The following is a 25,501-nucleotide window of genomic DNA, read 5'->3' on the forward strand; positions in this document are numbered from 1 at the left end:
CTGGTCCATGCCGACGTTCGCGCGCGGATGCATCGCCGCGGCCCAGCCGGTAAACACGGTCCTGCTCAACGGAAAGGTCCCGACGGGGGGCCGCGACTTCTCCGCCCGGGAAGCGCTGGCGATCCGCGGCAGCTGCCTCGTGCACGCGACGTCGCCATTCGCGGGCCTCGCCTCCCGTTTAGGCCCGGCATGAACCGGCGACGCCTGCTGCGTGCCGCCCTCGCCGCCCCGGCGCTGGCGGGCGCGCAGCGGGCGACGGCGCAGGTCGCCGGGCCGGTGACAATCGTCGTGCCGGTCACACCCGGCACGCCACAGGACTTCCTCGCCCGCCTCCTCGCGCCGGTCCTGCAGCGCCGCCTCGGGCAGGCGGTGGTGGTGGAGAACCGGCCGGGCGCCAGCGGCAACATCGGCACGCAGGCGGTGGCGCGCGCCGCGCCGGATGGGCGCACGCTGCTCGTCCAGGCCTCGCCGCTGGTGGTCAACCCGAGCCTCTTCCCCTCCACCATGGGCTACGACCCCGTGGAGGGCTTCACGGCCATTGCGAAGCTGAGCACAAGCTTCGTCGTGCTGGTCGTGCGCCCGGATCTGCCCGCCGACAGCGTGCAGGGCCTCGTGGACCTCGCCCGCGCGCGGCCGGGCGCCTTCGAATACGCGTCCCCCGGCAACGGTACGGCGCAGCACCTGGTGATGACGCTGTTCACGCGCGCGGCGGGCATCGACCTCACCCACATTCCCTACAGCGGCTCCGCGCAGTCGGTGCAGGACCTGATCGGGCGGCGCATCGCGGCCGCCATGCTGCCCTATCCGATGGCGATGCCACTCGCGCAGGCCGGGCAGGTGCGCGTGCTCGGCGTCGCGGCGGAGCGGCGTTGGGAGGACCTGCCGGGCGTGCCGACACTGGCCGACGCTGGCTTCCCGATCACCAGTCCCGAACTCTGGTACGCGCTGCTCGGCCCGGCGGGCATGCGGCCCGAGACGGTCGCGCTGCTGAACGGCGTGGTGAACGACTGGCTGGCCGAGGCCGCCACGCGCGTGGCGCTGCACGCCCAGGCCATGCGTCCCGCCGGCGGCACGCCGGAGGAGGCACGCGCCCATATCGCCGCGCAGTTCGCCTTCTGGCGCGAGGTCATCGGCGGGGGCGGAATCCCCGTGCAGTGAGCGGCCGCGCGGGAACACGGGAGACCAGGTTTTGATCAGGATAGGCCGGATCGGGCATCTCACGCTCGAAACGCCCGATGTCGGGCGGAAGCTGGACCACTTCACACGGGTCGTCGGCCTTTCGGTGACCGACCGCAGCGGGGATGCCGTCTGGCTCGCCTGCCCCAATGGCGGGCCGGCACTGCTTCTGCGGCAGGGCGCGGCGGCGCGGCCCGCGCGGCTCTCGCTCCGCCTCGCTCCCTCGGCCGATCCGGCGGACGTGCTGCGTGAGCTGCGCGGGCACGGCCTTTCCGCCGAACGCCGCAGCGATACCGGGCCAGACCTGCCGGACGCCGTCACCTTCAGTGACCCGAACGGGCTTGAGGTGGACCTGCACCCGGAGGAACGCTCGCCGTCCCCCCGCGCCGCAGGCGGCGTGGTGCCGGAAAAGCTCGGCCACGTCGCCTTCTTCGTGCCCGACCCGCAGGCGACCACCCGCTTCTACTGCGAGGTGCTGGGCTTCCGCGTCTCCGACTGGATCGGCGACTTTTTCGCCTTCCTGCGCTGCAACCCCGACCACCACAGCCTCAACTTCTTCCGCCGCCCCGACGCCGAGCTCGGCCTGCACCACATGGCCTTCGAGCTGCGCGATTGGAACCACGTGAAGGAGGCCTGCGACACGCTCGGCCGGCACCGCGTGCCGCTCACCTGGGGGCCCGGCCGGCACGGGGCCGGGCACAACATCTACACCTATCATGACGACCCTGATGGGCAGTCGGTCGAACTCTTCACCGAGTTGGACCGGATGAGCGACGAGGCATCCGGCTGCTTCGACCCACGCCCCTGGCACCTCGACAACCCCCAGCGCCCGATGGTTTGGGAACCGGGGGTCGACGCGACGAACTCCTGGGGCATCCCCAAGCCGCCGAGGCCCGCGTGAGGGCAGCCGTCATCCGCGAGGTCGGCCCGCCCGAGGTCCTGCGGATGGAGGAGGTGCCGCTTCCGGTGCCTAGCCCGGGCGAGGTACTGGTGCAGGTCCACGCCGTCTCGGTGAACCGCACGTTGGATCTCGCGGTGCGCGCCGGCACTTATGCGCGGCCCGTGCGCTTCCCGCACGTGCTCGGAACCGATCCCTCCGGCATCGTCGTGGCACTCGGCGAGGGTGTCACCTCACGCAAGCTGGGGGACCGGGTCTCCGTCATGGCGCGCCTGCGCCCTGCGGTTCCCGGGCGGCCGCCGGTGATGCTCGGCGTCGATGTCTGGGGCGGCTACGCTGACTACGTCGCCGTTCCCGCCGAGGCCGCGCGCCCGATCCCGGACGGGCTGGACTTCCTGCAGGCAACGGTCGTCGCGCGGCACGCCCCGATGGCCTACGGCCTGCTGCGGGACGAGGCGCGGGTTCAGCTAGGCGAGTGGGTGGTGGTGATGGGCGCAGCGGGCGGTCTCGGCGCCGCCGGGGTGCAGGTGGCCAAGCTGCTCGGCGCCCGCGTCATCGCCGCCGCCGGCGCGCCGGAGCGCGTGCAGCACGCTCTCGAACTCGGCGCCGAGCACGGCGTGAACTACCGGCAGGAGGACCTGACGGCCCGCGTCCGCGAGATCACCGCCGGCCGCGGCGCGGACGTCGTGTTCGAGAACATCGCCGACCCCACCCTCTTTCCCCAGGCCTTCCTCAGCCTCGGACGCAACGGGCGGCTGGTGACGGCGGGCGCGCATGGCGGCGGCACCGTGCCGCTCGATGTGAAGCATCTCTACCTCAGCCGCATCACGGTCATCGGCTCCGCCGTCCACCGCGCCGAGGACGTAGACGAAAGCCTGCAAGTCGCCGCGCGCGGCGCCTACCGCGTGACCATCGACCGCATCCTGCCGCTGGATGCGGCGGCGGAGGCGCACCGCCTGGTCGCCGATCGCGCGGGGTTGGGAAAGGTGATGCTAGTGCCCGGGATGGCAAGATAGTTGGCGGCGCGCTGCTCGTAGCGGTTGGCGAAGTACCGCAAGCAGCGGCCAACCTTCCGACACCCTCGCCGCGGTACGACGTGCCATCTGGAGCGAGCAGGGTCTCGGCATGTTCCGGCAATCAGCCGAAGCTGCGAAACTCCCGCCAGCCCTGCGCGAAGGCATTGCTCATGCCCTCTGCCATGCCGCATGAATGGCCAACCTCGAGCTTAGGATATTTCGTCTGTCACGATCCCGGCCGTTGCGGAGCAAATGCATGATCAAAGCTATTTGGCGGTGCATATCGCTTGCGAACGACGTGCTTAAACATCCTGAGGCTTTGGCCTCCGAGTTCTGGTGATGGAGGGTAGTGGGTTCCCGTCCGGACTTGCCGGCGGCCTCGTCTTTGTGTTGTCGCTCTCCTTGGCGCTTTGGAGCATGCTCATCCTGGTGCGGCGGGTGGGCTAAGGCTACAGCCTTATTTGATGGATGGCCGGGCTCACCAGGTCGTCTAAACAGTGTCGGCATGCAGCATGGAAACGACCAAGAGCGACGAGGTTGCCGAATGGCGAGGCCGTCTTGCTGATGCATTGCGAGCGTGTCTGGCGGCGGCGGATTGCCTAGCTTCCAGAGACGAGACGCTGAAGTTGCAGGAGCGGGTTCGGGCGCTGGAGGATGAAGGCTGCGCGAAAGGCTTCATGCCGGCCGGCAATTCCCGCCAAGCACCTCTGTGAGACGCGCGAGCTGGCGATCAGCGCGACTATGTGCGGCATCCTCGCCACTGCAGCAAGCCCTCGCGCCCAGCCGCCGGTGGAGGCGCCCGGATCGGCACGACGCTCGCCGTCGCCGTCAGTCCGCGTACTGCCCCGCCGCCACAAGCAAGGGCTTCCAGCGCGCGATCTCCGCGCGCCAAGTGGCCTGTGCCCCGTCCGGCGTGATCCGCTCGCCGGACGCCGGCGTGCTGCCGAGCTCGATCATCCGCCGCGACACGGTCGCGTCGTTCAGCGTCGCCAACAAGGCGCGGTTCAGCCGCTCCACCACCGGCCGCGGCGTGCCCGCGGGGACGAAGAGCATGTTCCAGCCGGACATTGTCACGGCCGGCAATCCCGCCTCCGTTGTCGTCGGCACCTCGGGCAAGGCGACCGTGCGCGTGGCCCCGGTGATGGCGTAGCCGCGGACCGCCCCCGCCCGGATCTGCTCGGAGTTGTTCGTTGTCTGGTCACAGCTCAGGTCCAGCCGGCCACCCAACAGATCGTTCATCATCGGTCCGTTGCCACGGTAGGGCACGATCGTCACCGTTGTCCCGACCGCCGCGATGAGCAGCAGGGAGCACAGATGGCTCGTTGAGCCGATCCCTGCGTTGCCGAGGTTGAGGCGCGGTCCTTCGCGCCGGATCATTGTCACGAGTTCTGCAAGCGTCGCCGCCGGAAAGTCGCGTCGCGCAATGACCGACATCGGCACCTCGTTCACCATCCCGATCGCCTGGAGCGCCGTCGGGTCGAAAGACAGGGTCCGATAGAGCGTTGGGATAATCGCCTGGGCGAGGCTGCCGAACAGGATGACATGGCCATCTGGACGGGCGGCGGCGACGCGGGCCTGCCCGATGGAGCCACCGGCGCCGGACGCGTTCTCCACCACCACGGGTTGGCCGAGATCGGCGCCGAGAGAGGGGGCGATGAGGCGGGCGATCACGTCGGCCGGCCCGCCGGGCGCGAACCCGACGACCATGGTCACTGGGCGCGTTGGGAAAGCCGGAGGCACCCCCTGCGCGAACGAGCTGCCCATAGGGCTCATGGCGAGCGTGGCCCCGAGCAGGCCACGGCGTACCGTCCTCAGCATCGTTTCTCTCCCGGTGTGTCGGTGGCGAGGTTCACAGCATCCGCGTCGGCTGCAAAGAGGCGCCGACCACACTGCTTGAGGAGGTTTGAGTCCGTCCCACCTAGGCTTCGTCGTCCAACCCGGGCGAAAAGTGGTGGTGGAGGGGGCGCACGTAGCCGGGGCAGCGGCCGGTTGCCCGTTGGCAACTCCAATGGCCAGCTCCTGCTTCGGTCCGACGGCAGCCCGCACTGTCTCAGACGCGACGCAAAGGAGCGGGGCATGTTCAAGGTACCCACAAGATGCCAGTGTCCGTAGCCCTACCGGCCGCACTGCTCGCGTCCGCTTCGTTAGACGTTTGGACGCGGACCGCAGCACCGACTCACGTGGGGGTCGGCACCACCGAGCCGCAGGCGCGGAAGGTCAGGGCTGTCGCTGGTCACGATACGCACGCTCCTCCGATTCCAGGCCGCCGGCACCGTCGTTGTTCGCCGAAATGCGGAGCGCTCCAGCCGGTACCCAACGCGTCTCCTTCAGGGCAGCCGCAATGTCCGGCGTGAGCACCTCTCCGGCGATGGGCAGCTGAAAACCCTCCCTGCCCTTCATGAGCATCGCGTGGCGACCATGCTGTGTTTTCGACAAGCGAGGCTAGCTGGTATGAAGAGACAAGCAGACAAGCGAGCCGGAACGAGCCGCACCATGCTGCGCCACGCTCGAACCTGGAGACCCGTATGAACGACCGTGAACGCCGAACCCCAGGGACCGGCGGGTGACCGGTCGGATCCGCGTCGCGATCATCAACGACCACGCGGGCCTAGCGCGCGAGGCTGCGGACTGGTCGTCTCTGCCGGACGGCGTGGAGGTGCAGGTCCACGCCGGCCGGATCGATGATCCTGCTGCGACGCTCGCGGGAAATGCCGTTGTTGTCACTGCGCGGGAGGAGACGCGGTTCGACGCGGCCCTTCTCGACCGACTCCCCGATCTCCGGCTCCTCGTCACCCACGGGATGAATAACGCTGCGCTCGACTTGGCGGCGCTTCGCGCCCACGGTGTCACCGTCTGCGGTACAACCCTCGGCGACCCCAGCGCGACGGTCGAGCTCGCCTGGGCCCTCATCCTCGGCCTTGCGCGCCATGTCCCTGCGGAGGATCGTGCGATCCGGGCCGGCGGCTGGGGTGCGGGGCTCGGCCGGAGCCTCTCCGGGCAGCGCCTCGGCGTGCTCGGGCTCGGTACACTCGGCGCCGGAGTCGCCCGGGTCGGCCTAGCCTTCGGGATGGAGGTTGCAGCCTGGAGCGAAAACCTCACTGCCGCTCGATGCGCCGAGGTCGGCGTGCACCACGTGACGCGAAATGCCCTCTTCGCGGAATCAGACGTGTTGAGCATCCATCTCCGCTTTTCCCCGCGCTCCCGCGGCCTCGTCGGCGCGGCGGAGATCGGCCGGATGCCGCCGGAAGCGCTACTCATAAACACTGCCCGCGGCCCGATTGTGGACGAGGCCGCGCTGATCGCCGCCCTGCGCACGGGCACCATCGGCGGCGCGGGCCTCGATGTGTTCGAGGCGGAACCCCTGCCACTGGACCACCCGTTGCGGGGGATGCCGAATGTACTCCTTACCTCCCACGTTGGCGGCCGGACGCGGGAGAACCTCCTGGCCCGCTACCGTGATGCCTTCGAGGATGTCCGTGCCTGGCTCGCGGGCGCCCCTGTCCGAGTGATAACAGGGTGATGTGCCCGCCGCAGGCCATGCAGAACTCCGCGATTACTGCCACGAGACTGCGTTGGATGGCACTACCTTGCAGGCGCAGTAGGCCCTGGGCTGGTCCGCATTTACATGTTGCGGACATACTCCGGCCGTCCGAGTTCGAGCATGCGATCGAGTGCGCGGACGGCGATGGACACCTCCGTCGCGCGGCGCCCGTCGGCAAACGAGTGCAGTCCATCACCGATAACCTGCTTGAAGCGTACGCTATCCGCCTTGGCCAGGGCACTCGGCACAGCATTGGAGCGGGATGGAACGATCACGGTGGCTCCAGGATACCGCGCCGCCACCTCACAGTAGGCGGCGTCCTGGTCGTAGGCGCCATCGGCGGTGAATCAGGCGATTGAGTTCGTGATTTGCTCGAACAGAGGCCTGAACTGCAAGGCAGCATCGACGCCGCTCATCGTCAGGGTGGGCGCGACGATCCGCCCCGTGTTGGCATCCACGCCGATGTGCAGCTTGCGCCACGGCCGGCGCGTCCTGCTCTCGTGCTTCTGGACCGGCTACTCGCCTAGGCCACATAGCTGCAGGCTCGTGCTGCCGAGGATCAGATGTATGGGTTGGGTGCCCGACTAGCGCTCCTGCACCTCCAAACGTCTCGGCCCGGCGGCTGAGGGTGGTATGGCCCGGCACCGGCAGGTCGAAACCGAGCAGGGCGATGATAGAGCCGATCAAGCCTTCAGTTTGGCGCAAGGTCAGGCGGAACACGGTCCGAAGCGTCGGGGCCGTGGAGATGGCCAGCGCCGAGTAGCGTCGTTGCCCGCCCCGCGTGGTCCGGGGCTCAGCCTTCGACGCCGCAGTCGCCGCATCGGTGAACCACACGGTCAAACTGCCACGCCCGCGCAGGGCTGCATCGTACTCCGCCCAGTTCGTCGCCCGGAGCTGCTGCTTCGGAATGCGGTGACGACGCTCGGCATTGGCCTTGAATGGCAATCATCGCTCTCCTGGAGGATGACGGGCCATCGGTCCCTCAGGAACCTAACCCACCCGAACCGCTAGACCGATCCGTCCACCACAGTGCTTCTATCTGTGCGCTCTAGCGGAACATCTGATCGCCCTCAGTCCTTATGCTCGGCGAGCACGGGACGCGTCTCGCCGGTCTCGACGAGGGTACGGGTGGCGTCCACGCGGGCGTAGATCCAGAGGATCTTCATCCCCTCGGTGTTCGAGGCATTGATGAAACGGTGTGGCACGCCCTCGGGGATCCATGAGATGTCACCGGCCTTGATCTCGTGTTGCTCCCCGTCGATCTCCGCAACAGCATTTCCCTCCAGCAGGAGAACGCTCTCCTCGCAGTTATGCGTGTGGAGTGGGATTGCGGCGCCCGGGCCGAAGATCGTCATGCCGTTGAGAAAGCTCTTCGCGCCGATCTTCGGGCCGATGAGAGGGATGGTCTTCGCTCCGCCGCCGCGCTCGTATGCCTTCATCTCGTCTGGGTAGAGCACCACACCCTTGGGGGTCTCGGTCGTCATTGTCACTTCCTTCTTATTAGTCCGAGGGATATTGGCAAGTTGTTCGTCGAGCGTGCGAGTTTGGCCGCGTAACCGAAGCGGCAGCAATATCAGAGGACTGTTCGCACGCATGTTTCCTGCCGCCAGGTTCGGAAAGTCTTGGTCTGAGTGCGCCGGACCTTGCCGGCTGACATCAGGTGCCGGCGGCGGGGTTCAACGTGGCGACGGACGAGGTGAAGAGCGGGGGGCGGCCTAAGCTGCCCTCAAGCATCCCTCAAATCACACCTGCGCACCGCGGCGCAAACTCTGCCGGGATGTGGCAGTGCATAGCGTAAGTGGGTGCAACGGCACCGACCCACCGCCCGCTCAGTTAAGCTGGATGTTGAACTCGCGTGTCAGCGCGCTCCAGCGCGCGACGTCCTCGGCCAGGTAGATCGCGAAGGCGGCTGGGCTGTCGCTTGGCGTCGCGCGCACGGCCTGCCGATTCAGAGCAGCCAGCACCTCCGGGTCACGCAGGATGGACACGACATGGCGGTGCAGCGCGACGATCAGGCCGTCAGGCGTGCCGACTGGGGCGAAGAGCCCGTTCCAAAGGGTGGTGACAAGGTCCGGGAAGCCCGCCTCGACCGTCGTCGGTGTGTCCGGGTAGCTCGCGAGGCGCTCGCGCGCGACGATGGCCAGCGGCCGCAGGCGCCCTGCCTCGATGTGCGGGGCCGCCGCGGACACGTTGAACTCGGTGATCTGCGCATCGCCGCGCAACATGACCGGGACAATCTCACCTGCGCCCCGCAGCGGCAGGTGGACGAGGTTGATGCCGGCGCGCCGGGCGAAGGTCTCGAGGTCGATGTGCTGGTAGGAGCCGACCCCGGCGGAAGCGTAGACCAGCGGCTTGGGGCTGGCCTTGGCGCGCGCGACGAAGTCGGCGAGAGAGGTGGCGGGATACTCGGCGGGCGCCAGGAAGAACTGAGGCGCCTCGATCAGGTTCGTGATCGGCACCAGCCCGCGGGAGGGAACGAGCGCCCGCTCCGGCGCCGCCATGGCCGAGTTGATGGCGTGGGTGGACACGTTGTTGACGATCAACGTGTGCCCGTCAGGCCTCTCGCGCATCACGTAGTCATTGGCAATCCAGCCATTCGCACCGGGCCTGTTCTCCACAACGACGTTGCCGCCGATGAGCTTCGACAAGGGATCGGCGATCACTCGCGCAATAAGGTCGGTCGTGCCACCGGGCACGAGCGGGACGATCAGACGCACCGGGCGGGACGGCCACGCCTGCGCACGGGCCGTGCGCGCCCCTGCCGCCAGGGCTGCGGCACCCAGCAGCAGGCGTCGTGTGGTGTGGGTCATGTCCGTTTCCTCCCGATGCGGTCCACCCCCAGCTCTCCGGTCGTTGCGGGGCGGTGCGTCTATTCCATGCGGATGCCGGCAGCGCGGATGATCTCGCCCATCCTCGCGTAGTCCTGCGCCAATGCCGCGCCGAACTCCTCTGGCGTGTTGCCGACCACCTCGTATCCCAGCTCTTCCAGGCGACTTCGGATCGCCGGCGCCGCCAGCGTCTCGCGAAGGGCTGCGCTTAGGCGGGCCACGATCGCGGGCGACGTTCCGGCGGGGGCGAGGAAAGCGCCCCACGTGAAGAAGCTAAAACCTGGCAGGGCCTCCGCCACCGTCGGCGTGTCGGGGAAAGAGGAGAGTCGCGCGGGGCCGGCGGTGGCGAGCATGCGGAGCTGCCCGTCCCGAACGTAGGCGTTGGGCGTGGGCAGGCCGAAGAAGCCGTAGGGCACCTCGCCCGCCGTGACGGCGACGAGGGCGGGCGTCGCGCCGCGGTAGGAGATGTGGTTCATCCGCACGCCCGCGGCGTTCAACAGCATCTCCATGGCGATCTGCTGCGGGCTGCCGGAGCCGCCGGAGGCGTAGTCGATCGCGCCCGGCCTGGCGCGCGCCTCGGCGATCAGCCCCGCCACATCCCGTGCCGGGGCGGAGGGATGCGCGACGAGGCCCCAGCGGATGCGCACGATCTGGCCAATCGGCGCGAGGTCCTTCCGCGGGTCGTAACCAGCCGCCGGATTGATGTTCGGCAGCGCCGTGACCACCGCGTCGTTGACGGCGAGCAGCGTGTAGCCGTCCGGCGCGGCGCGCGCCCCGGCACGCATGCCGACGAGGCCGGAAGCGCCGGTCTGGTTCTCGATCACCAGACGTTGCCCGAGCAGCTCGCTCATCCGCTCCGTTACGATGCGGACGACAACGTCCACGGCACTGCCGGCTGCCAGGGGCTCGATTACGCGGATGGGCCGTTCGGGATAGGGAGCCTGGGCGGAGGCGCTGGCCACTGAGAGGGCCATCATCGCCGCGGCCAGCAGCCACCGCCCTGTCCTGCCCGCCATCCTGTTCCCTCCGTCACGGCGCATCCGCCGCATTTGCTTTATAACGACATAAGACCTATTCACCGACGAGTTTGTCAAGAACGGGAAACGCGGGTGAGCCAGCCGGAGGGACAGGCGGAGGAACGGGCGGCAGCGGAAGCCCCACCGCCACTGCGGCCGCTGCGAGGCGGTGCCGCCATTCCCCGCTGGCTGCAGTTGAAACACGCACTGCGGGATCACCTAAGCTTCGACCTCAGCCCCGGAGACCGCATCCCGACCGAGGCGGAAATCGGTGCGCATTACGGCCTATCGCGGATTACGGTGCGGCAGGCCGTGACCTCTCTGGTGGACGAGGGGCTGCTGCACCGCCAGCAGGGCCGCGGCACCTTCGTGCGCCTGGCTCGGCGGGAGGCGCCGCTGCAGAACCCCGGGCACTTTTTGTCCAGCGCCTTCGACGAGGGGCCGCCCGGCGCCGTGCGGATCCACGCCGCTGAGACAGTGCCCGCGCCGAACTGGGTGGCTTCCCGCTTGGAGATCGCGACCGACGCGCCGGCGCACAAGATCCGCCGGCTGCTGGAGCGCGATGGCAGGCCGGTCGCAATCCGCACAAGCTTCGTGCCCCTGACGTTGGCGCCGGACCTGCTAAGCGTTGATCTCTCGCCGCCGCTGCACCTCGTGCTGGAGGAGGTGTTCGGCTTGATCGCCCGGGAGGCGCAGGAGCGGATCGAGGTGATTCGGGCCGACTCCTTCCGCGCGCGGCTGCTGACAATCGCCGAGCACGAGCCGCTGGTGATGACGGAGCGCGTGGCCGCGGATGCGCTGGGGCAAGCGATCGAGTGCACGCGGACCTATTACCGCGCCGACGGCTTCTCCTTCACTCGCACGCTTCGCCGGGATGAAGTCCACGCCGTCCGATCTTGACCGGTCGCGGAAGAATTCATCATATGTTGTTATGGAAGCGCGGCGCCAGACCGCAATGGAGGATCGCCGTGCCCGTGATCGACGCCCACGCCCACGTGCTGACCGAGGCCATGATCGCGGGCATCGCCCGCGACGTGCCGGGTCTGGCACCGCGGCTGACACGGCTGGACGACGAGGCTGCCGTTCTTGAGATCCTAGACGTCCGGCAGAACCCCTTCCCCCGTGCCGCCTGGGACCTGGAGCGCCGCTTCGCGGACATGGCCGCGCAGCGCGTGGATATGCAGGTGGTTTGCAACATCCCCCACACCTTTCTCTACGAGGGGGACGCAGGCGCAGCTGATGCCGTCTCCGAGATCCAGAACGAGGCGATTGGTGCGTTGGGGCGCGCGCATCCCGGCCGTCTCGCCGGCCTTGCCACCGCGCCGATGCAGGATCCTGTCCGCGCCGCCGCCACGCTGGCGCGGGCGGTGACGGCACACGGGCTGCGCGGGCTGCACATCGGCTCCAACATTGCCGGACGGAACCTCGACGACCCCGCGCTCGACGCGGTGTGGGAGGTGGCGGACCAACACGGTCTGCTCGTACTGGTCCACCCACACAAGGTCGTCGCGGCGGAGCGGATGCGGAGCTACTATCTCACCAACCTCATCGGGAACCCGCTGGAGACGACGATCGCGGCCGCCTCCCTCGTCTTCGGCGGAGTGATCGAGCGGCACCCGCGCGTCCGCTTCCTCCTCTCCCATGCGGGTGGCTTCGTGCCCTTCCAGGCCGGGCGCTTCCGCCACGGCTGGCGCGTGCGGCCGGAGCCGCGGGCGCGGCTGAAGGGCGATCCGGCGGAGAGCCTGGACCGATTGCTCTACGACAGCATCACCCACGCGCCGGGGCCCCTGCGCTTCCTGCTGGAGGAGGTCGGGCCTGAGCGGATCCTTTTCGGCACCGACTACCCTTTCGACATGGGCACCGCGTCCGGTGTCGAGGAGGTGGAGGCGGCGATCGCCGACCCGGCGGCACGCAACGCGATCCTTTCGGGCAACGCCCGGCGCCTTCTTGGCTTGGAGGACTGATCCGTGGTGGACGAGGAGGCCGGGGCGCCCCGGCACGCGGCGGCGGCGCTGGTCGGCTTCGCGGCGGATGTGCTGGCCGCTCAGGGCATGCGGGCGGAGGAGGCGCGGCGTGTCGCCGAGTTGATGGTGGAGGCCGACCTCACCGGCGCCGACGCCCACGGCATCTTCCGGCTGCCACAGTATGTGCGCCGGTTGCGCGCAGGCGGCATGAACCCGCGACCGGAGATCGTGGTGCGCCGCTTGGCGCCGGCCGTGGCAATGGTGGAGGGCGACAACGGCCCAGGCCACCTCGTGATGTCCCGCACCGCCGAAACTGCAATCGCCGTCGCGCGGGAGAGCGGTATCGCCTGGGTGGGCGCGCGCCAGTCCAACCACGCGGGCTCGGGCGCGGTGCACGCCTGCCTGCCGCTCGCGGCGGGGATGGTCGGCATCTACACGGTAGTGGCCAGCGCCAACCACATGGCCCCCTGGGGCGGCACGGAATCCCTGCTGGGCACCAACCCGCTGGCCATCGCCATCCCCATGGGGGAGGACGACCCGGTGGTGCTGGACATGGCCACCACCGTCGTCTCATACGGCACGGTGAAGGGCCACGCACTGCAGGACCGGCCGATGCCGGAGGGCTGGATGATCGACGCCCGCACCGGCGAGCCGTTAACCGATCCGAAGCGCAGCCACGAGGGCATCCTACTCCCCGTCGGCGGCTACAAGGGCAGCGGCCTCGCCCTGGTGCTCGGCCTGCTCGCAGGCCCGCTCAACCGCGCCGCCTTCGGGCGCGACGTGGTGGACTTCAACGCCGACGATCGCACGGTGACGGAAACGGGCCACGTCCTCATCGCGCTCGATGTGTCCCGCTTCCTGGACCCTGCGATGTTCCAGGTCGAGGTGCGGCGCCACCTGGAGGACCTGCGGGCCTCCGCACGCCTGCCCGGGGTGGACCGGATCCGCACCCCCGGCGAGCTGCGGGGCGAGCGCCGGCGGGACCGCGTCGCACGGGGCGTCGTCTTGCCCGCCGCGCTCGTTGCCGGGCTTGACCGACTGGCCACCGAGGCCGACGTCGCGCCGCTCGCGGAGCGCTGACCGTGCTAGCCACCGATCCGTCTTTGGGGAACAGCGCTGCGCTGAGCCGTTGCGTTGTAAACTCTGCGGCAAGCCGCAGATTGCCTAGATGGCAGGCCGAAGCTGTGGAGAAGCAACCTCGCAGTTGGTTCGACGATAGGCTGGGCTCGGGGCCGAGCAGACGGGGAAGGCCGAACGATGACTGGGCGTTGTCAGGTTGGCGAGGACGTCGACGCCGAGAGCTCACGGCTGGTGGTAGCCTCACGCGGCGGATGCAACTCCGGTCACATCCTGCCATGTGGCGAATGCGGCGTCACGAACAGTACGGTATTCAGTGGCGGCCAAACGGTGGCGGCGAAGCTGGAAGCGGTTGTGGATCCGGCTGTGTGTGGAAAGGAAGCGCTGCGCGTGGCGCTGACTTGAACCCCTGCATCTGCCGCTTTCGTCGTCGTGTCGGCTGGTGTGACAGAAGGAGCGGACGCTGTATCACCACCGCCATAAACGGCTGCGTCATGCATTGAAGCGGCACGCAGCGTGCGAACAGCACAAGGCGCATCGCGAATGGCGAGGCGCCGCCAGGCCATGACGTCATCCGGTGAAGGTTAGGCATCTGTGCTTGAAAATGGGGAAGCAGGAGAATCGAGGCCGCAGGTATCGATCCTCCAGCGAATCGAGGGTTGAGTGACACCTCAGCACCGGGGTCGTGGACGACATCTCCAATCCTTGACCAACGGCATCCTTGATCCTCAGCGAAGGACAACCCTGTGCGTATCCTGATCACCGGCGCCTCCGGGCTACTCGGCGGTGCCCTGGCCGGCCACTTGGCCGCGAGTGGCCACGGCGTCGTCGCCATGACCGGTCGGAAGCCTGTGCTTCTGGCCGATGCTCCGGAAGACGTGGCATCCCGGCCGTGGGCGGGTGCGGCCCCGTGCCCCGGAGAGATCCTCGTCCTGCCGGCCGATCTACGGCGGGAGGCGCTGGGCCTGAGTGCGGCGCAGCTCGCCCACCTGGCCGCGGGGCTGGACATCATTGTCCACTGCGCGGCCGTCACCGGCTTCGACCTCGACCCCAGCACGTACCACGCCGTGAACGTCGAGGGCACGGCGCGGATCCTAGCTTTGGCCGAGCGGGCCGGCCCGCAGAGAGTGCCGCTCCTGCAGGTCAGTACGGCCTATGTCTGCGGCGAGCGCAGCGGCCCGGTGGCGGAAGGTGACACGCCGATCGGTACGCGCTTCGCCAATGGCTACGAGGCGAGCAAGGCTGAGGCGGAGGGCCTGGTTCTCGCCGCAGGGAATCGTGGCCTGCCTGTTGTCATCGCACGCCCCTCCATTGTGGTGGGTGCCTGGACGAACGGCGCCATCGCGCGCTTCGACAACCTGTACGGCATGATCCGCCTGGTGACGGAAGGCCGCATCCGCACCATCCCTGCAGCCCCCGGCGCGAGCCTGGACATGGTGCCGATCGACCATGTCGTGCACGGGCTGACGGACATTGCGGAGCGCATGGAGGCCGCAGCCGGTCGCGTCTTTCACCTCGTCTCCGGCGCGCCGGTGCCCGTGGTCCAGCTGCGCGACCTGGCGCTAAGCTACCCGCAGTTCCAGGTGCCGCGCTTCGTGCGGCCGGAGAGCTTCGATGCCTCTGCTCTCGGGGACGCGGAGGCGTGGTGGCACGCGCGCATCACGGGTCTCTACGCCAGCTACTTCCTGCGCGACCCGCGCTTCGCAGACGGCAACCTGCACGCCCTGAGCGGCCGCGCCTGCCCGCCGGTGGACTGGGCCTTTCTGCGCCGCATGATCGACCACTGCATCGCCAGGGGCTTTCTGCGCGGCGAGGAGCTTCAGCGCACGTCCGGGTAGTGCCGGTCCAGCCTCTTTCGCAGCCCCAGTCCCCAGCGAACGCCGACCTTCAGGTACACCCAGTTCGCCCTCAGCCCACCCCAGGCCGCGACGCGCCGGTCCGAGGTGAGGACGACGCGGTTCACCAGCCGCGTGCGCCCGAGCCGCGCGAAGCGGATGCAGAGATCGGCATCCTCCATCACGGCGAGCGTCGTGTCGCAGCCGCCCACCGCGAGAAAGTCGGCGCGGCGGAAGAACATGGCGTGGTCGCCGAAGAGCAGCCTTGCGCCGCGCAGGAAGAGATGCGGGCGGAAGAGCAGCGGCGCGTACCAAGTCTTGATCCAGTTGTGGAAGCTGGTGCCCCACCGCACCGTTTCCAGCCCGCTGAGCAGCGGCGTGAAGCCCGCCAGCGCCGTGCCGGGATCAGCCATCACGCGCCGGACCACGGCCACGGCGTCCTCCGGCAGGGTCGTGTCGGCGTGCAGCACGAGGACGACGGATGCCGACACCTCCTCCACCCCGCGGTTGATCTGGGCGGCGCGGCCGCGCACGGGGTGCTCCACCACGCGAAGGCCGCCTGTGCGGGCCATGGCGGCCGATCCGTCGCCGCTGCCGCCATCCACGGCCACGATCTCGTCCGGCGGCGGGTGCAGCGCCGCGAGGTTGCGCAGCAGCGCCGGCAAGGACGCCACCTCGTTCAGCACGGGGATGACGATGGCGACGCCGGTCACCCCGCGAGCTCCGGCCAGCGGGCCAGGTCCTCCGGCCGGTCGAGATCGGCCAGCGTCTCAAGCAGCGCGGGGGTCACGCCCCCCGCGGCGAAGCGGGTCATGGTCTCGGCGAACACCGTTTCCGTGCCCCAGGCCATCGGCTCGAACAGGGAGGGCATCGGCTCACGCAGGCCGAGCAGCCAGTAGCCGCCGTCCTCGGCCGGGCCGATCACGGCGGGATGGCTCTCCAGCGCCGCCGCGGCCGCGATCAGGTGGCGGGGCAGGAGATCGGGCAGGTCGGCGCCCACCAGGATCGCCGGCGCGTCCGCCGCGGCCCACGCCATCCGGGCGCCGAGGTCGCCCTCCCCCTGCTCCGCCAGCGGCACCTCCTCGCCCAACCAGGCGCGGAAGGCCTCGGGCGCCGCGCCGGTGTGGCGCAGCTCAAAGGGCAGGCCGCTGGCCCGGAGCGCGCTCAGCGCCCGCTCCGTCAGGCGCCGGTGCAGGGCGGCCGCGCCTTCGGCACCCAGGGTAGGGATGAGCCGCGTCTTGGCCCGGCCCGGCTCGGGGAAGCGGGCGAAGAGCGCGACGCGCGGCGCCTTGCCGCCCCGCGCGGCCCCCCTCATCTCACCGGCCATGCCGCTCGCTCCGTCCCGAACTCGCCGCAGTCTCGCCCCGCCGCCGGCCGGCGGAAAGGCCGGGGCGATGCTGCTGGATGCCGGCCTCGCCCTGGCGGCCGGGGCGATTTTCCTGGCCGAGCGACGCGCGCCGCTGCGCCGCCGCTCCCAGGCCGAGCCGTCCCGCACCCTTCGCAACCTCGCCATGGGCGCCCTCAGCATGGCGGTGGTGGCGGCGGTGGAGGGGCCCCTGGCGCGGCGCCTGGCGCGCCGGGCGGAGGAGCGGCGGCAGGGGCTGGTGCAGCGCCTGCCCCTGCCGCCCCTGGCACGGGATGCCGTCGCCTTCCTGCTGATGGACTACACGATCTACGTGTGGCACGTGCTGACCCATAAGGTGCCCGCCCTCTGGCGCCTGCACCTGGTCCACCACATCGACCTGGACCTGGACGCCTCCACCGCGCTGCGCTTCCACGCGGTGGACATGCTGGTCTCCGTGCCCTGGCGGGCGGCGCAGGTCGCCTTCCTCGGCGTCTCGCCCCGCGCTTTCCGAGCGTGGCAGGGGTTCTTCTTCCTCTCCGTCCTTTTCCACCACGCCAACCTGCGCCTGCCGGAGCGGCTGGAGCGGGTGCTGGCGCTCGTGCTGACCACGCCGCGGATGCACGGCATCCACCACTCCACCGTGAAGGCGGAAACGAACTCCAACTGGACGAGCGGGCTGAGCGTCTGGGACCGGCTGCACCGCACCTTCTGCTGGGACGTGGCGCAGCGCGACCTGCGGATCGGGGTTCCCGCCTACCGCGACCCGGCGGACCTGCGGCTGCGCCCCTCGCTCGAGATGCCCTTCCACCCCCAGCGCGACGCTTGGCGCCCGCGCGAGCGGCACCTGCAGGCGGGCGGGCCGGTGCGGGGCCGCTGCAACAGCGGTGCCGCGCCCGGCGTTCCCAGGCGATCATCAGGGAGCCCGCCATGCCCACGCCCTCCGAGCTGAGCCGCGACCTGCGGCGGCGTACCGACCCCGACCTCCGCCGCCGCCGCTGGCTGGTGGGGCTGTCCCTCGTCGGCGTGGCCATCGGGCAGGTCGTGACGCTGTACCAGACCGGCATCATCCGCCGCCTGCCGGACCCGCCCGTGGGCCCCTTCGATTCCGAGCGGGTGAACGCCTCGGACTACGCCTACAAGCGCCTGCAGGTGCCGGATGCGGTGCTGATGATCGCCACCTACGCCGCCACCGCCGCCCTGGCCGCCGCCGGCGGACGGAACCGGGCGGAGGAGCGGCCTCTGCTGCCCGTGGCGCTGGCCGCCAAGACGCTTTTCGATGTCGGCACCAACCTGAAGCTGGCGCAGGAGGAATGGGCGGACAACAAGGCGCTCTGCGCCTACTGCCAGACCGCCAGTCTCGTCTCCATCGCCTCCCTCGCGCTCGCCCTGCCTGAGGCGGCCCGGGGGCTGCGGAACCTGCTGGGCCGTTGAGCGGCGCCTTCGCCTTCGACCCAACCGCCCGCGGTGCCGCGCTCTCATTCTGCGAGGCGGCGATCGCTGCCTTCCTGCCGGGCGTGCCGGAGATCACGGCGGAGGACCTCTTCGTGCGGCTGCAGGGCGATCCGCCGATCCTGCTCGATGTCCGCATGCCGGAGGAGCACGCGATGGGCCGCATCCCCGGCGCACGCCTCGTGCCGCCCGGCACCCCGGTCCCGGAGGTGCTGACCGGGGCCGGGATCGCGGAGGCCACCCCGATCGTCCTCTCCTGCGCCGTCGGCCTGCGGTCCGGCCGCATGGCGAAGGCGCTCCTGGATCACGGCCTGTCGCCCGCGCGCGTGCTGAACCTGCGCGGCGGCATCTTCCGCTGGGCCCGCCTCGGCCTGCCCATGGTGGACGACCGCGGCCCGACCCACGCCGTCCACCCCTTCGACGCGCGCTGGGGGCAGCTGCTGAGCCGCTAGCGCCGCAGCCGCGCCAGGAGCCCTGCCCAGCGCCGTGCCCAGGGGCCGAAGATCCGTGCCTCGTAGGCGGAGAAGGCGACGGCCTTGGAGAGCTCAGAACGCGTGGGATAGGGCACCACCGCCCCGGACAGGGCCCAGGGCGAGGCCTTCCCGGCGATGATCAGGCTCCAGGGCAGCACCATCTCCCCCGCCCCCGCGCCGACGATCGTGGCGCCGACCACCCTGCCGCGAACGGTGACGACCTTCACGAAGCCCGCCGTGTCGCCTTCCGCGACCGCCCGGTCGTTCTCCGCGAAGCCCTCGCGGTGCACCCCCACTCGCCCGTGCCGCTCCCGCGCCGCGGCCTCGGTCAGCCCCACCTGAGCCAGTTCGGGATCGGTGAAGGTCACCCAGGGCAGCGCCGCCTCGTCGGCCTTCGCGGGGATACCAAGGCCGAGGCTCGTTACCACCACCGCCCCCTCCTGGCCTGCCCGGTGGGTGAAGCGCGGGCCGGAGCGGCAATCGCCGATTGCGAGTATGCGGGAGTTGGTGGTCCGGAGCCGCGCATCGACCCGGATGCCACCCGAGTCCACCGTGATGCCCGCCGCCTCCAGCCCCAGCCCATCCACAGCGGCCCTGCGGCCAGTGGCCACCAGGAGGTGGCTGCCCTCCACCGCGCTCCCGTCGGCCAGCCCGAGGCGCACGCCGCCCACCGTCGGAGATGTTGTCACGGCGCGGGCCTCGCGCAGGATCGTCACGCCCTCGGCGGCCAGCCGCTCCAGCACCGCCGCCGCCGCCTCGGCATCGTCCCGCGGGAAGGGCCGGCCACCCGCGATCACCGTCACGGCCGCTCCCAGCCTGCGGAAAGCCTGGGCCATCTCCATCCCGGCCGGGCCACCACCCAGGACGAGGAGGTGGCCCGGCAGGCGGTCAAGGTCCCACAGCGTCTCGTTCGTCAGGTAGGGCGTCCTGGGGAGGCCCTCCACCTCCGGCACGGCAGGGCGCGAGCCGACCGCCAGCACGATCCGCGGGGCCGAGATCTCCCGCCCCGCGACGGCGACGCGCCCCGTCCCGTCCAGCAGGCGCGCCTCGCCGCGGATCACCTCCACGCCCCAGGCCCGGAAGCGCCCCTCCGAGTCATGCGGCGCGATCGTCGCGATGGCGTGGCGAACATGCGCGCGCACCCGGCCGAAATCGATGTCGGGCTCAGCCGCCAGCACGCCCAGCCGCGCCGCGTCCCGCACCGCCTGCGCCCGGTGGGCGGCTGCCAGGAGCGCCTTGGATGGGACGCAGCCCATGTTGAGGCACTCGCCCCCCATCCGGTCGCGCTCCACCAGCGCCACGCGCAGGCCGAGCCGGGCGCAGCCCCCGGCTGCGGTCAGCCCGGCCGCGCCGGCACCGATGACGATCAGGTCGTGCGTGCGCGCCAGAGTCGCCTCCCGCGCTGTCCGCGCGATGTTGCCTGCGCTGCCAGCGCGATGTTGAGGGAGGAGAGTATGGCCGAACGGCCAGGGCTGCCCACATCATCCCCGGCCAGAGCCGCGGAGCGCCCGTGACAGTCGAGATCCCCGTCGCCCCGGCTGCCCCGGCCAGGTTCCGCGATCCCAGGATCACGGCGAAGGGGGAACGCCGCGCCGCGGTCGCCCTCTCGGCCCTGCGGACGCTCTGGTTCAACACCGGCACGCTCTGCAACCTGACCTGCGCGAACTGCTACATCGAGAGCTCCCCGCGCAACGACGCCCTCGTTTACCTCTCGGCCACCGAAGTGGCGTCCTACCTCGATGAGGTCCGCCGCGACGCCCTGCCGGTCGAGGAGATCGGCTTCACGGGCGGCGAACCCTTCATGAACCCTGATTTCCTGCCGATGCTGTCGAACACGATGGGTCGCGGCTTCCGCACGCTCGTCCTCACGAACGCCATGCGCCCGATGATGCGCCACGCGGCGGCCCTGGCCGCGCTGAACGCCGCCCATCCCGGCCTGCTGACCATCCGCGTCAGCCTGGACCACCACACCCCCGTCTTGCACGACCTGGAGCGCGGCGCCGGCACCTTCGAGAAGACGATGCAGGGGTTGAAATGGCTTGCCGGGACGGGCTTCCAGGTCAATGTCGCCGGCCGCGCCGCCTTCGGGCACGAGCCGGAGGCGGCGATGCGCGAGGGCTATGCGCGGCTCTTCGCCGGGCGCGGGATCCCGGTGGACGCGGACGATCCCGTGACCCTCATGCTGTTCCCGGAACTGGACACCGCCGCCGAGGTGCCGGAGATCACCGAGGCCTGCTGGGGCATCCTGGGCAAGTCGCCCGACAGCGTGATGTGCGCCTCCTCCCGCATGGTGGTGAGGCGCCGGGGCGCCGAAGCGCCCGCCGTCCTCGCCTGCACGCTTCTGGCCTACGACACGCAATTCGAGCTGGGGGCGACCCTGGCCGAAGCGAACCGCCCCGTGTCGCTGAACCATCCGCACTGCGCCTGCTTCTGCGTCCTCGGCGGCGCGGCGTGCAGCCGATAGAAGGACCGGCGATGACCCCCTCCCGACGCGCCCTGCTCCTGGCCGCGCCCGCCCTCGGCCTCCCTGCGCGGGCGCGGGCCGGCCCGCTCCGCTTCGCCGTCGGCCCCTTCCAGCCCACCGCCGGCGACACGCGCCGCGCCTACGAGCCCTTCTTCGCCTACCTCGCCCAGGCCGTCGGCCGCCCGTTCGAGCTGACCGTCACCACCGACTGGGCCAGCATCGCCGTCGCCCTGGCGAACGACCAGGTGGACTGTGCGCGGATAGGCCCCTGGGGGGCATTGGCAAGTTGATAGGCCATGGCCGGTACGAGCGAGCCGGGGCAGTCTGCCTGGATGACCTCAGACGGCATTGTCACGTCGTCCAGCTCTGGCTGAAACAAGATGGTCAGGCGAAGCTGGCGGAATGTCGTCCGAGCCCACCACCTACCCCGGCTACCGCTTTCCGGCCGAGGTCATCCAGCATGCTGTCTGGCTCTACCACCTATTTAGCCTGAGCCTGCGCGACATCGAGCTGATCCTGGCGGAGCGGGGCGTTGTGGTCAGCTACGAGAGCATCCGCCGCTGGTGCTTCCGCTTCGGTACGGAGTTCGCGGCCAAGCTGCGCAAGCGGCGACCGAGGCCGGGCGACACCTGGCACATGGATGAAGTGTACCTGAGAATCAACGGCGAGCTCTTCTATCTCTGGCGCGCGGTGGACCAGCACGGTGTCGTGCTCGACATCCTGGTGCAGGAACGCCGCAACGCCACGGCCGCCAAGCGCTTCTTCAAGCGCCTGCTGGTAGACATCAAGTACAAGCCTCGCAAGATCGTCACGGATGGGCTCCGCAGCTATGGCGTTGCGCAGCGAGAGATCATGCCCGGTGTGCGGCATCGCACCAGCCGCTATCTGAACAATCGTGCCGAGAATTCCCATAGGCCGACCCGGCGTCGAGAGCGCGCGATGCAGCGCTTCAAGTCACCCAGGCAAGCCCAGCGGTTCCTGTCGGCGCACGCGATGATCTATGGCCACTTCCGTCCTCGGCGGCACCTGATGGCCGCCGATCAGTACCGGCGTGAGCGCGCCAAAGCCTTTCGGATCTGGCGGCAGGAGACGTGTGCCCAGATGACGGCGTAAGGTCATGCAAGCTCCGCTGTGCGGTTAAACTCGCCAGGTCACCAAACAACGTGACAATGCCATCGACGAAGCTCTGCGGCACTCGCCACATCCGTCTGGATCTCCAGTGCATGCCCCATCACCCTACCCCGCCAGGTCAGGCCAGAAGCGAATCACCTTCCCCGCCTCTGCGGAAATCACACCAGAGTCAGTTCATCCGCTCGGCGGTGTCAGTCCGGCCTGCGCTCGATCAGCTCAATCCGCACGCTGTCCGGCGCCGCGATGAAGGCGATGCGCGTGCCCGGCCGGGCCTCGCGCGGCTCGGTTAAAAAACGCACGCCCCGCGCGCGCAGCGCCGCTGCGGCGGCGTCCAGGTCCGCAACGCGCAGGCCGATATGCTCCAGCCCAAGAAAGGGTGGCGCGGGCGGCGCCGCCGTCTCTGGAGGAACCCGCTCGATGAATAGCTGCGTGTCCGCCAGGTCAAGAACGATGCGGGGGCTGCCTCGAATCTCGGTCCGCGCAATCTCCCGCGCGCCGAAGTTCGATACGTAAAACCGAGCCGCCGCCTCGGGGTCGAGGCTGCGGAGATGAATGTGGTCCCAGGTAACCGCGATTGGGTCGCTCATGCCTCGAACCTCCTCCAGGCCGTCGCCTGCATCATGGAGGAGGCGACCTGCACTACCATTGGTACCGGGGAGGGGCTCAGCGCCTCCGCGATCACGGAATCCACCTCGTCCTCGCGCTCGATCCGCAGGCCGCGCGCGCCGAAGGCGCCGGCCCATTGTACGAGGTCCAGCCGGTGCAGCGCGGTGTCGGCCTGGAAGCGCCGCCCGGGATAGCGGCCGCGCTGGTGCATGGCGATGGTGCCGTAGCCGCCGTTGTCGGAGACGATGATCACCGGCGCTGCGCCGTGCAGGCGCGCAGTGGCGATCTCGTTGCCCGTCATCATCAGCCCGCCGTCCCCTGCGAAGCCGACCACCTGCCGTCCGGGCTCGCGGATCGCGGCGGCAACCGCCATGGGTACCCCCGCACCCATCGCGCCGACCACCGAACTGAGGAAGACCTGCCGCGAGCCGAAGGGAATGTAACGGTGGATGAAGGTCGCGAAATTGCCGGCGTCGCTCGTCACCACCGCCTCAGCCGAGAGGTGGCGCGCCACGGCGCAGGCGACAGCGGCGAAGTTCACGCCGTCCTCCGTGGGCTGCCAGACCGGGCGCATAAGGTCGGCTTGCACAGCGTGGAGCCGCGCCACCCAGGCGCGCCGCGCCTCAGTCACCCGGGGAGCGGCCAAGCGGGAGAGCGCGGCGATCACCTCTCCGGGATCGCAGGGCAGGCCGAGCGTTGGGCGCCATACGCGGCCCACTTCGACCGGATCGGGCCAGACATGCACGAAGGGCACCTGCGGCTCCGGCGCCGCCGGAAAGGTGTAGGACTGACTGAGCGGGTCGGTCATCCGCTCGCCGAGTGCGACGAGAAGGTCCGTCGTGCGGAGCGCCTCCATCAGTGGCGCAGGGGTGCGCAGGCCGACATAGCCGCCGAAGTTCTGGTGCCCAAAGTCGAAAAGGTGAGGCCGCCGGTTGGTGGAGAGGACGGGCAGGCCCCAGCTCTCAGCCAATCGTTCCAGCGCCGCGCCGGAGCGTTCCCGCTCGAAGGCGCCGCCGACTAGGACGATTGGCCGCTCCGCCTCGCGCAGCGTGGTGGCGAGGCGGTCGAGGTCTGCAGCGGCGGGGCCGGCCACTGCGCGCGGCGCGGGGGCGGCTAGGGTAGCGGTCGCCGGCATCTCCAGCACGTCCTCCGGCAGGATCACGGCCACCGGGCCGGGCGTGCCAGATTGGGCGACGTGAAAGGCCCGGCCAATCATCTCGGCGGCCTGGGAGGGCACGTCGACCGGCATCACGGCTTTTGTCACGTCGGTCAGCCAGCGCGTGTAGTCCTGCTCCTGCAGCGCCTGGCGGCCGCGCTCATCGGTCCGCACTTGGCCGATCAGCACCACTAGCGGCATGGCATCGTGCAATGCGGAGTGCAGGGCGATCATGGCGTTGGAGGCACCGGGCCCGCGCGATACCATGCAGACCCCGGGGCGGCGCGAAAGCTGACCGTCGGCCACAGCCATATAGCCTGCCCCGCCCTCATGCCGGCAGACGATGAGGCGGATGCTTGGCGCCTCATGGAGAGCGTCGGTGATGCCGAGGAAGCTCTCCCCGGGCACGCAAAAGATCCGTTCCACACCCTCGTTAACAAGGGCTTGTACAACCTGGTCGGCAACGCGGCCCGCGATGGCGCCGCTTCCTTGCCAGCTCATTGTGGCCGCCGTCCAGCCGCCTCGCCAAGCCGTCCCTGCGCCGCCAGCGCCTCCCATCGTGCCGTCTCCGCCGCGATGTAGCCGCCGTACTCCGCCGGCCCCATGGAGGCGGGCTCAATGCTGATCTGGTGCAGCGACTGGCGGGTCGCCTCGGTACGCGACCCCTCGACCAGCCCAGCGGCAAGCCGCTCGACGATCGGGGTGGGCGTGCCGACCGGCGCCATGACGCCGAAAACCGACAACATCTCTGACCCTGGGAAGCCGGCGTCCGCCATGGTCGGCACCTCGGGCGCTGCGAACCAGCGTGACTGACCGGTCACCGCCACCGCCTTCAGCTTTCCGGCTCGTGCGTTGGAGAGCCCGTTGTCGAGGTTGTCGAACATCATGGAAATGCGCCCGGTCAGCAGGTCCGTCTGCGCCGCCGCGGTGCCGTTGTAGGGGACGTGAATCATCTCCGCGCCGGAAACGGCCGACAGCAGCACGCCCGAGAGATGGCTGACGGTGCCCACACCCGCGGAGGCGTAGCTGACCGTCCCCGGCCTGCGCTTCGCGATCTCCACCACTTCGGCCACACCGTTCGCACCGAGCGAGGGATGGAGCACGAGCACGTTCGGCGCCGTGCCGACGAGGGCGACCGGCGCGAGGGACTTCAGCAGCGGTTCGCGCGTTGCGGGCTCGATCACCGGGTTCACCACGTCGGCCACAACGTTGACTAGCAGCGTGTAGCCGTCTGCGGGCGCCCGGGCGACGAGGCCGGCCGCGACCCCGCCGCTTGCGCCCGGGCGGTTCTCCACCACTACCGTCTGACCGAGCGCGGCCGACATAGTGCGTGCGGCAACGCGTGCCACGAGGTCGGTCGGCCCGCCTGGTGCGAAGCCGACTACGAGCCGAAGCGGGCGCTCCGGGAAGCCGAGCTGCGCCAGGGCCGGGCGGCCCAGGGTGCCGGCGCCGAGTATCCCTGGCAGCCCTGCCAGAATGGTGCGTCTCTGCATGGTCGTTTCTCCTTCTACAGCCCTTATGTTTGG

28 protein-coding genes are annotated in these 25,501 nt (G+C 69.9%); 16 read left to right on the top strand and 12 right to left on the bottom strand.

All coding sequences use genetic code 11. The features are described from left to right. Positions 1-7: 7 nt before the first annotated feature. From BO39_RS33720 to BO39_RS32815, 5 genes are all read left to right on the top strand, one after another. Positions 8-193, top strand: coding sequence for a hypothetical protein (locus tag BO39_RS33720; RefSeq protein ID WP_043837855.1), 186 nt, complete (start codon positions 8-10; stop codon positions 191-193). Further along, positions 190-1,158, top strand: coding sequence for a tripartite tricarboxylate transporter substrate-binding protein (locus tag BO39_RS22750; RefSeq protein ID WP_043837857.1), 969 nt, complete (start codon positions 190-192; stop codon positions 1,156-1,158). The genes BO39_RS33720 and BO39_RS22750 overlap by 4 nt, the downstream gene beginning before the upstream one ends. Before the next feature lie 31 nt (positions 1,159-1,189). Beyond that, positions 1,190-2,077 carry a VOC family protein gene (locus BO39_RS22755; RefSeq protein ID WP_043837860.1) on the top strand — a complete coding sequence of 296 codons (888 nt, stop codon included), beginning with the start codon at positions 1,190-1,192 and terminating at the stop codon, positions 2,075-2,077. After that, positions 2,074-3,090: a zinc-binding dehydrogenase gene (locus BO39_RS22760; RefSeq protein WP_043837861.1), complete on the top strand. Its 1,017-nt coding sequence runs from the start codon at positions 2,074-2,076 to the stop codon at positions 3,088-3,090. Before BO39_RS22755 ends, BO39_RS22760 begins: the two co-directional genes overlap by 4 nt. Before the next feature lie 512 nt (positions 3,091-3,602). Next, positions 3,603-3,803, top strand: a complete 201-nt coding sequence (locus BO39_RS32815) for a hypothetical protein (RefSeq protein ID WP_156963833.1) — start codon at positions 3,603-3,605, stop codon at positions 3,801-3,803. Positions 3,804-3,918: 115 nt separating this feature from the next. On the opposite strand, the gene BO39_RS22765 is transcribed toward BO39_RS32815, so the two are convergent. Continuing rightward, positions 3,919-4,908 (bottom strand): tripartite tricarboxylate transporter substrate-binding protein, encoded by a 990-nt coding sequence (locus tag BO39_RS22765; protein ID WP_043837864.1) that lies wholly within the window; start codon positions 4,906-4,908, stop codon positions 3,919-3,921. A gap of 745 nt (positions 4,909-5,653) precedes the next feature. On the opposite strand from BO39_RS22765, the gene BO39_RS22775 reads away from it, so the two are divergent. Continuing rightward, positions 5,654-6,610, top strand: coding sequence for a D-2-hydroxyacid dehydrogenase family protein (locus tag BO39_RS22775; RefSeq protein WP_245615347.1), 957 nt, complete (start codon positions 5,654-5,656; stop codon positions 6,608-6,610). Positions 6,611-6,711: 101 nt separating this feature from the next. On the opposite strand, the gene BO39_RS34025 is transcribed toward BO39_RS22775, so the two are convergent. The 5 genes from BO39_RS34025 to BO39_RS22795 form a co-directional block, all read right to left on the bottom strand. Further along, positions 6,712-6,906 carry a hypothetical protein gene (locus BO39_RS34025; protein WP_211257525.1) on the bottom strand — a complete coding sequence of 65 codons (195 nt, stop codon included), beginning with the start codon at positions 6,904-6,906 and terminating at the stop codon, positions 6,712-6,714. 28 nt (positions 6,907-6,934) lie between these two features. Beyond that, positions 6,935-7,576: a transposase gene (locus BO39_RS35315; RefSeq protein ID WP_211257526.1), complete on the bottom strand. Its 642-nt coding sequence runs from the start codon at positions 7,574-7,576 to the stop codon at positions 6,935-6,937. Positions 7,577-7,701: 125 nt separating this feature from the next. Continuing rightward, a complete protein-coding gene (locus BO39_RS22785; RefSeq protein ID WP_043837869.1) occupies positions 7,702-8,115 on the bottom strand; it encodes a cupin domain-containing protein in 414 nt (137 codons plus the stop codon). Between the two features lie 345 nt (positions 8,116-8,460). Further along, positions 8,461-9,441: a Bug family tripartite tricarboxylate transporter substrate binding protein gene (locus BO39_RS22790; RefSeq protein ID WP_052402487.1), complete on the bottom strand. Its 981-nt coding sequence runs from the start codon at positions 9,439-9,441 to the stop codon at positions 8,461-8,463. Between the two features lie 59 nt (positions 9,442-9,500). Next, entirely contained in the window at positions 9,501-10,475 is a 975-nt protein-coding gene (locus BO39_RS22795; protein WP_043837872.1) for a Bug family tripartite tricarboxylate transporter substrate binding protein, read from the bottom strand. A gap of 93 nt (positions 10,476-10,568) precedes the next feature. Here BO39_RS22795 and BO39_RS22800 point away from each other — a divergent pair, with 93 nt between their 5' ends. The 4 genes from BO39_RS22800 (at position 10,569) to BO39_RS22815 (ending at position 15,354) form a co-directional block, all read left to right on the top strand. Next, positions 10,569-11,375 carry a GntR family transcriptional regulator gene (locus BO39_RS22800; RefSeq protein WP_043837875.1) on the top strand — a complete coding sequence of 269 codons (807 nt, stop codon included), beginning with the start codon at positions 10,569-10,571 and terminating at the stop codon, positions 11,373-11,375. Between the two features lie 74 nt (positions 11,376-11,449). After that, a complete protein-coding gene (locus BO39_RS22805) occupies positions 11,450-12,439 on the top strand; it encodes an amidohydrolase family protein (protein ID WP_169742809.1) in 990 nt (329 codons plus the stop codon). Positions 12,440-12,442: 3 nt separating this feature from the next. Then, positions 12,443-13,519 carry an Ldh family oxidoreductase gene (locus BO39_RS22810; RefSeq protein WP_211257527.1) on the top strand — a complete coding sequence of 359 codons (1,077 nt, stop codon included), beginning with the start codon at positions 12,443-12,445 and terminating at the stop codon, positions 13,517-13,519. A gap of 743 nt (positions 13,520-14,262) precedes the next feature. Next, positions 14,263-15,354: an SDR family oxidoreductase gene (locus BO39_RS22815; RefSeq protein ID WP_043837876.1), complete on the top strand. Its 1,092-nt coding sequence runs from the start codon at positions 14,263-14,265 to the stop codon at positions 15,352-15,354. On the opposite strand, the gene BO39_RS22820 is transcribed toward BO39_RS22815, so the two are convergent. Next, entirely contained in the window at positions 15,336-16,064 is a 729-nt protein-coding gene (locus tag BO39_RS22820) for a glycosyltransferase (protein ID WP_043837878.1), read from the bottom strand. The two genes, BO39_RS22815 and BO39_RS22820, sit on opposite strands and share 19 nt — an antisense overlap. Next, entirely contained in the window at positions 16,061-16,678 is a 618-nt protein-coding gene (locus tag BO39_RS22825) for a TIGR04282 family arsenosugar biosynthesis glycosyltransferase (RefSeq protein WP_211257528.1), read from the bottom strand. Before BO39_RS22825 ends, BO39_RS22820 begins: the two co-directional genes overlap by 4 nt. A 67-nt stretch (positions 16,679-16,745) precedes the next feature. On the opposite strand from BO39_RS22825, the gene BO39_RS22830 reads away from it, so the two are divergent. Genes BO39_RS22830 through BO39_RS22840 form a run of 3 tightly spaced genes read left to right on the top strand, consistent with a single transcriptional unit; the run spans position 16,746 to position 18,597 of the window. Continuing rightward, the gene (locus tag BO39_RS22830; RefSeq protein WP_084698393.1) at positions 16,746-17,645 is read left to right on the top strand and encodes a sterol desaturase family protein; all 900 of its coding nucleotides are present in this window, start codon (positions 16,746-16,748) and stop codon (positions 17,643-17,645) included. Beyond that, complete coding sequence (locus BO39_RS22835; RefSeq protein WP_043837880.1) at positions 17,624-18,127, top strand: vitamin K epoxide reductase family protein; 504 nt, start codon at positions 17,624-17,626, stop codon at positions 18,125-18,127. Before BO39_RS22830 ends, BO39_RS22835 begins: the two co-directional genes overlap by 22 nt. Next, positions 18,124-18,597 (top strand): rhodanese-like domain-containing protein, encoded by a 474-nt coding sequence (locus tag BO39_RS22840; protein WP_052402489.1) that lies wholly within the window; start codon positions 18,124-18,126, stop codon positions 18,595-18,597. The genes BO39_RS22835 and BO39_RS22840 overlap by 4 nt, the downstream gene beginning before the upstream one ends. On the opposite strand, the gene BO39_RS22845 is transcribed toward BO39_RS22840, so the two are convergent. Continuing rightward, a complete protein-coding gene (locus BO39_RS22845) occupies positions 18,594-20,033 on the bottom strand; it encodes a dihydrolipoyl dehydrogenase family protein (protein ID WP_342666339.1) in 1,440 nt (479 codons plus the stop codon). The two genes, BO39_RS22840 and BO39_RS22845, sit on opposite strands and share 4 nt — an antisense overlap. A 95-nt stretch (positions 20,034-20,128) precedes the next feature. On the opposite strand from BO39_RS22845, the gene BO39_RS22850 reads away from it, so the two are divergent. From BO39_RS22850 to BO39_RS22860, 3 genes are all read left to right on the top strand, one after another. Further along, on the top strand, positions 20,129-21,082 hold the full coding sequence (locus BO39_RS22850; RefSeq protein WP_052402490.1) for a radical SAM protein: 954 nt from the start codon (positions 20,129-20,131) through the stop codon (positions 21,080-21,082). Between the two features lie 11 nt (positions 21,083-21,093). Further along, positions 21,094-21,372 (top strand): PhnD/SsuA/transferrin family substrate-binding protein, encoded by a 279-nt coding sequence (locus BO39_RS22855; protein ID WP_043837884.1) that lies wholly within the window; start codon positions 21,094-21,096, stop codon positions 21,370-21,372. Positions 21,373-21,484: 112 nt separating this feature from the next. Further along, the gene (locus BO39_RS22860; protein ID WP_043837886.1) at positions 21,485-22,195 is read left to right on the top strand and encodes an IS6 family transposase; all 711 of its coding nucleotides are present in this window, start codon (positions 21,485-21,487) and stop codon (positions 22,193-22,195) included. Between the two features lie 209 nt (positions 22,196-22,404). Here the strand turns inward: BO39_RS22860 and BO39_RS22865 are convergent, their stop codons facing one another. Genes BO39_RS22865 through BO39_RS22875 form a run of 3 tightly spaced genes read right to left on the bottom strand, consistent with a single transcriptional unit; the run spans position 22,405 to position 25,468 of the window. Then, the gene (locus tag BO39_RS22865; protein ID WP_043837888.1) at positions 22,405-22,800 is read right to left on the bottom strand and encodes a VOC family protein; all 396 of its coding nucleotides are present in this window, start codon (positions 22,798-22,800) and stop codon (positions 22,405-22,407) included. Then, positions 22,797-24,533, bottom strand: a complete 1,737-nt coding sequence (locus tag BO39_RS22870; protein ID WP_084698395.1) for a thiamine pyrophosphate-binding protein — start codon at positions 24,531-24,533, stop codon at positions 22,797-22,799. Before BO39_RS22870 ends, BO39_RS22865 begins: the two co-directional genes overlap by 4 nt. Then, positions 24,473-25,468 carry a Bug family tripartite tricarboxylate transporter substrate binding protein gene (locus BO39_RS22875; protein ID WP_043837890.1) on the bottom strand — a complete coding sequence of 332 codons (996 nt, stop codon included), beginning with the start codon at positions 25,466-25,468 and terminating at the stop codon, positions 24,473-24,475. Before BO39_RS22875 ends, BO39_RS22870 begins: the two co-directional genes overlap by 61 nt. Positions 25,469-25,501 lie beyond the last annotated feature (33 nt).

The organism is Roseomonas aerilata DSM 19363, assembly GCF_000711725.1.
GTDB lineage: Bacteria > Pseudomonadota > Alphaproteobacteria > Acetobacterales > Acetobacteraceae > Roseomonas > Roseomonas aerilata.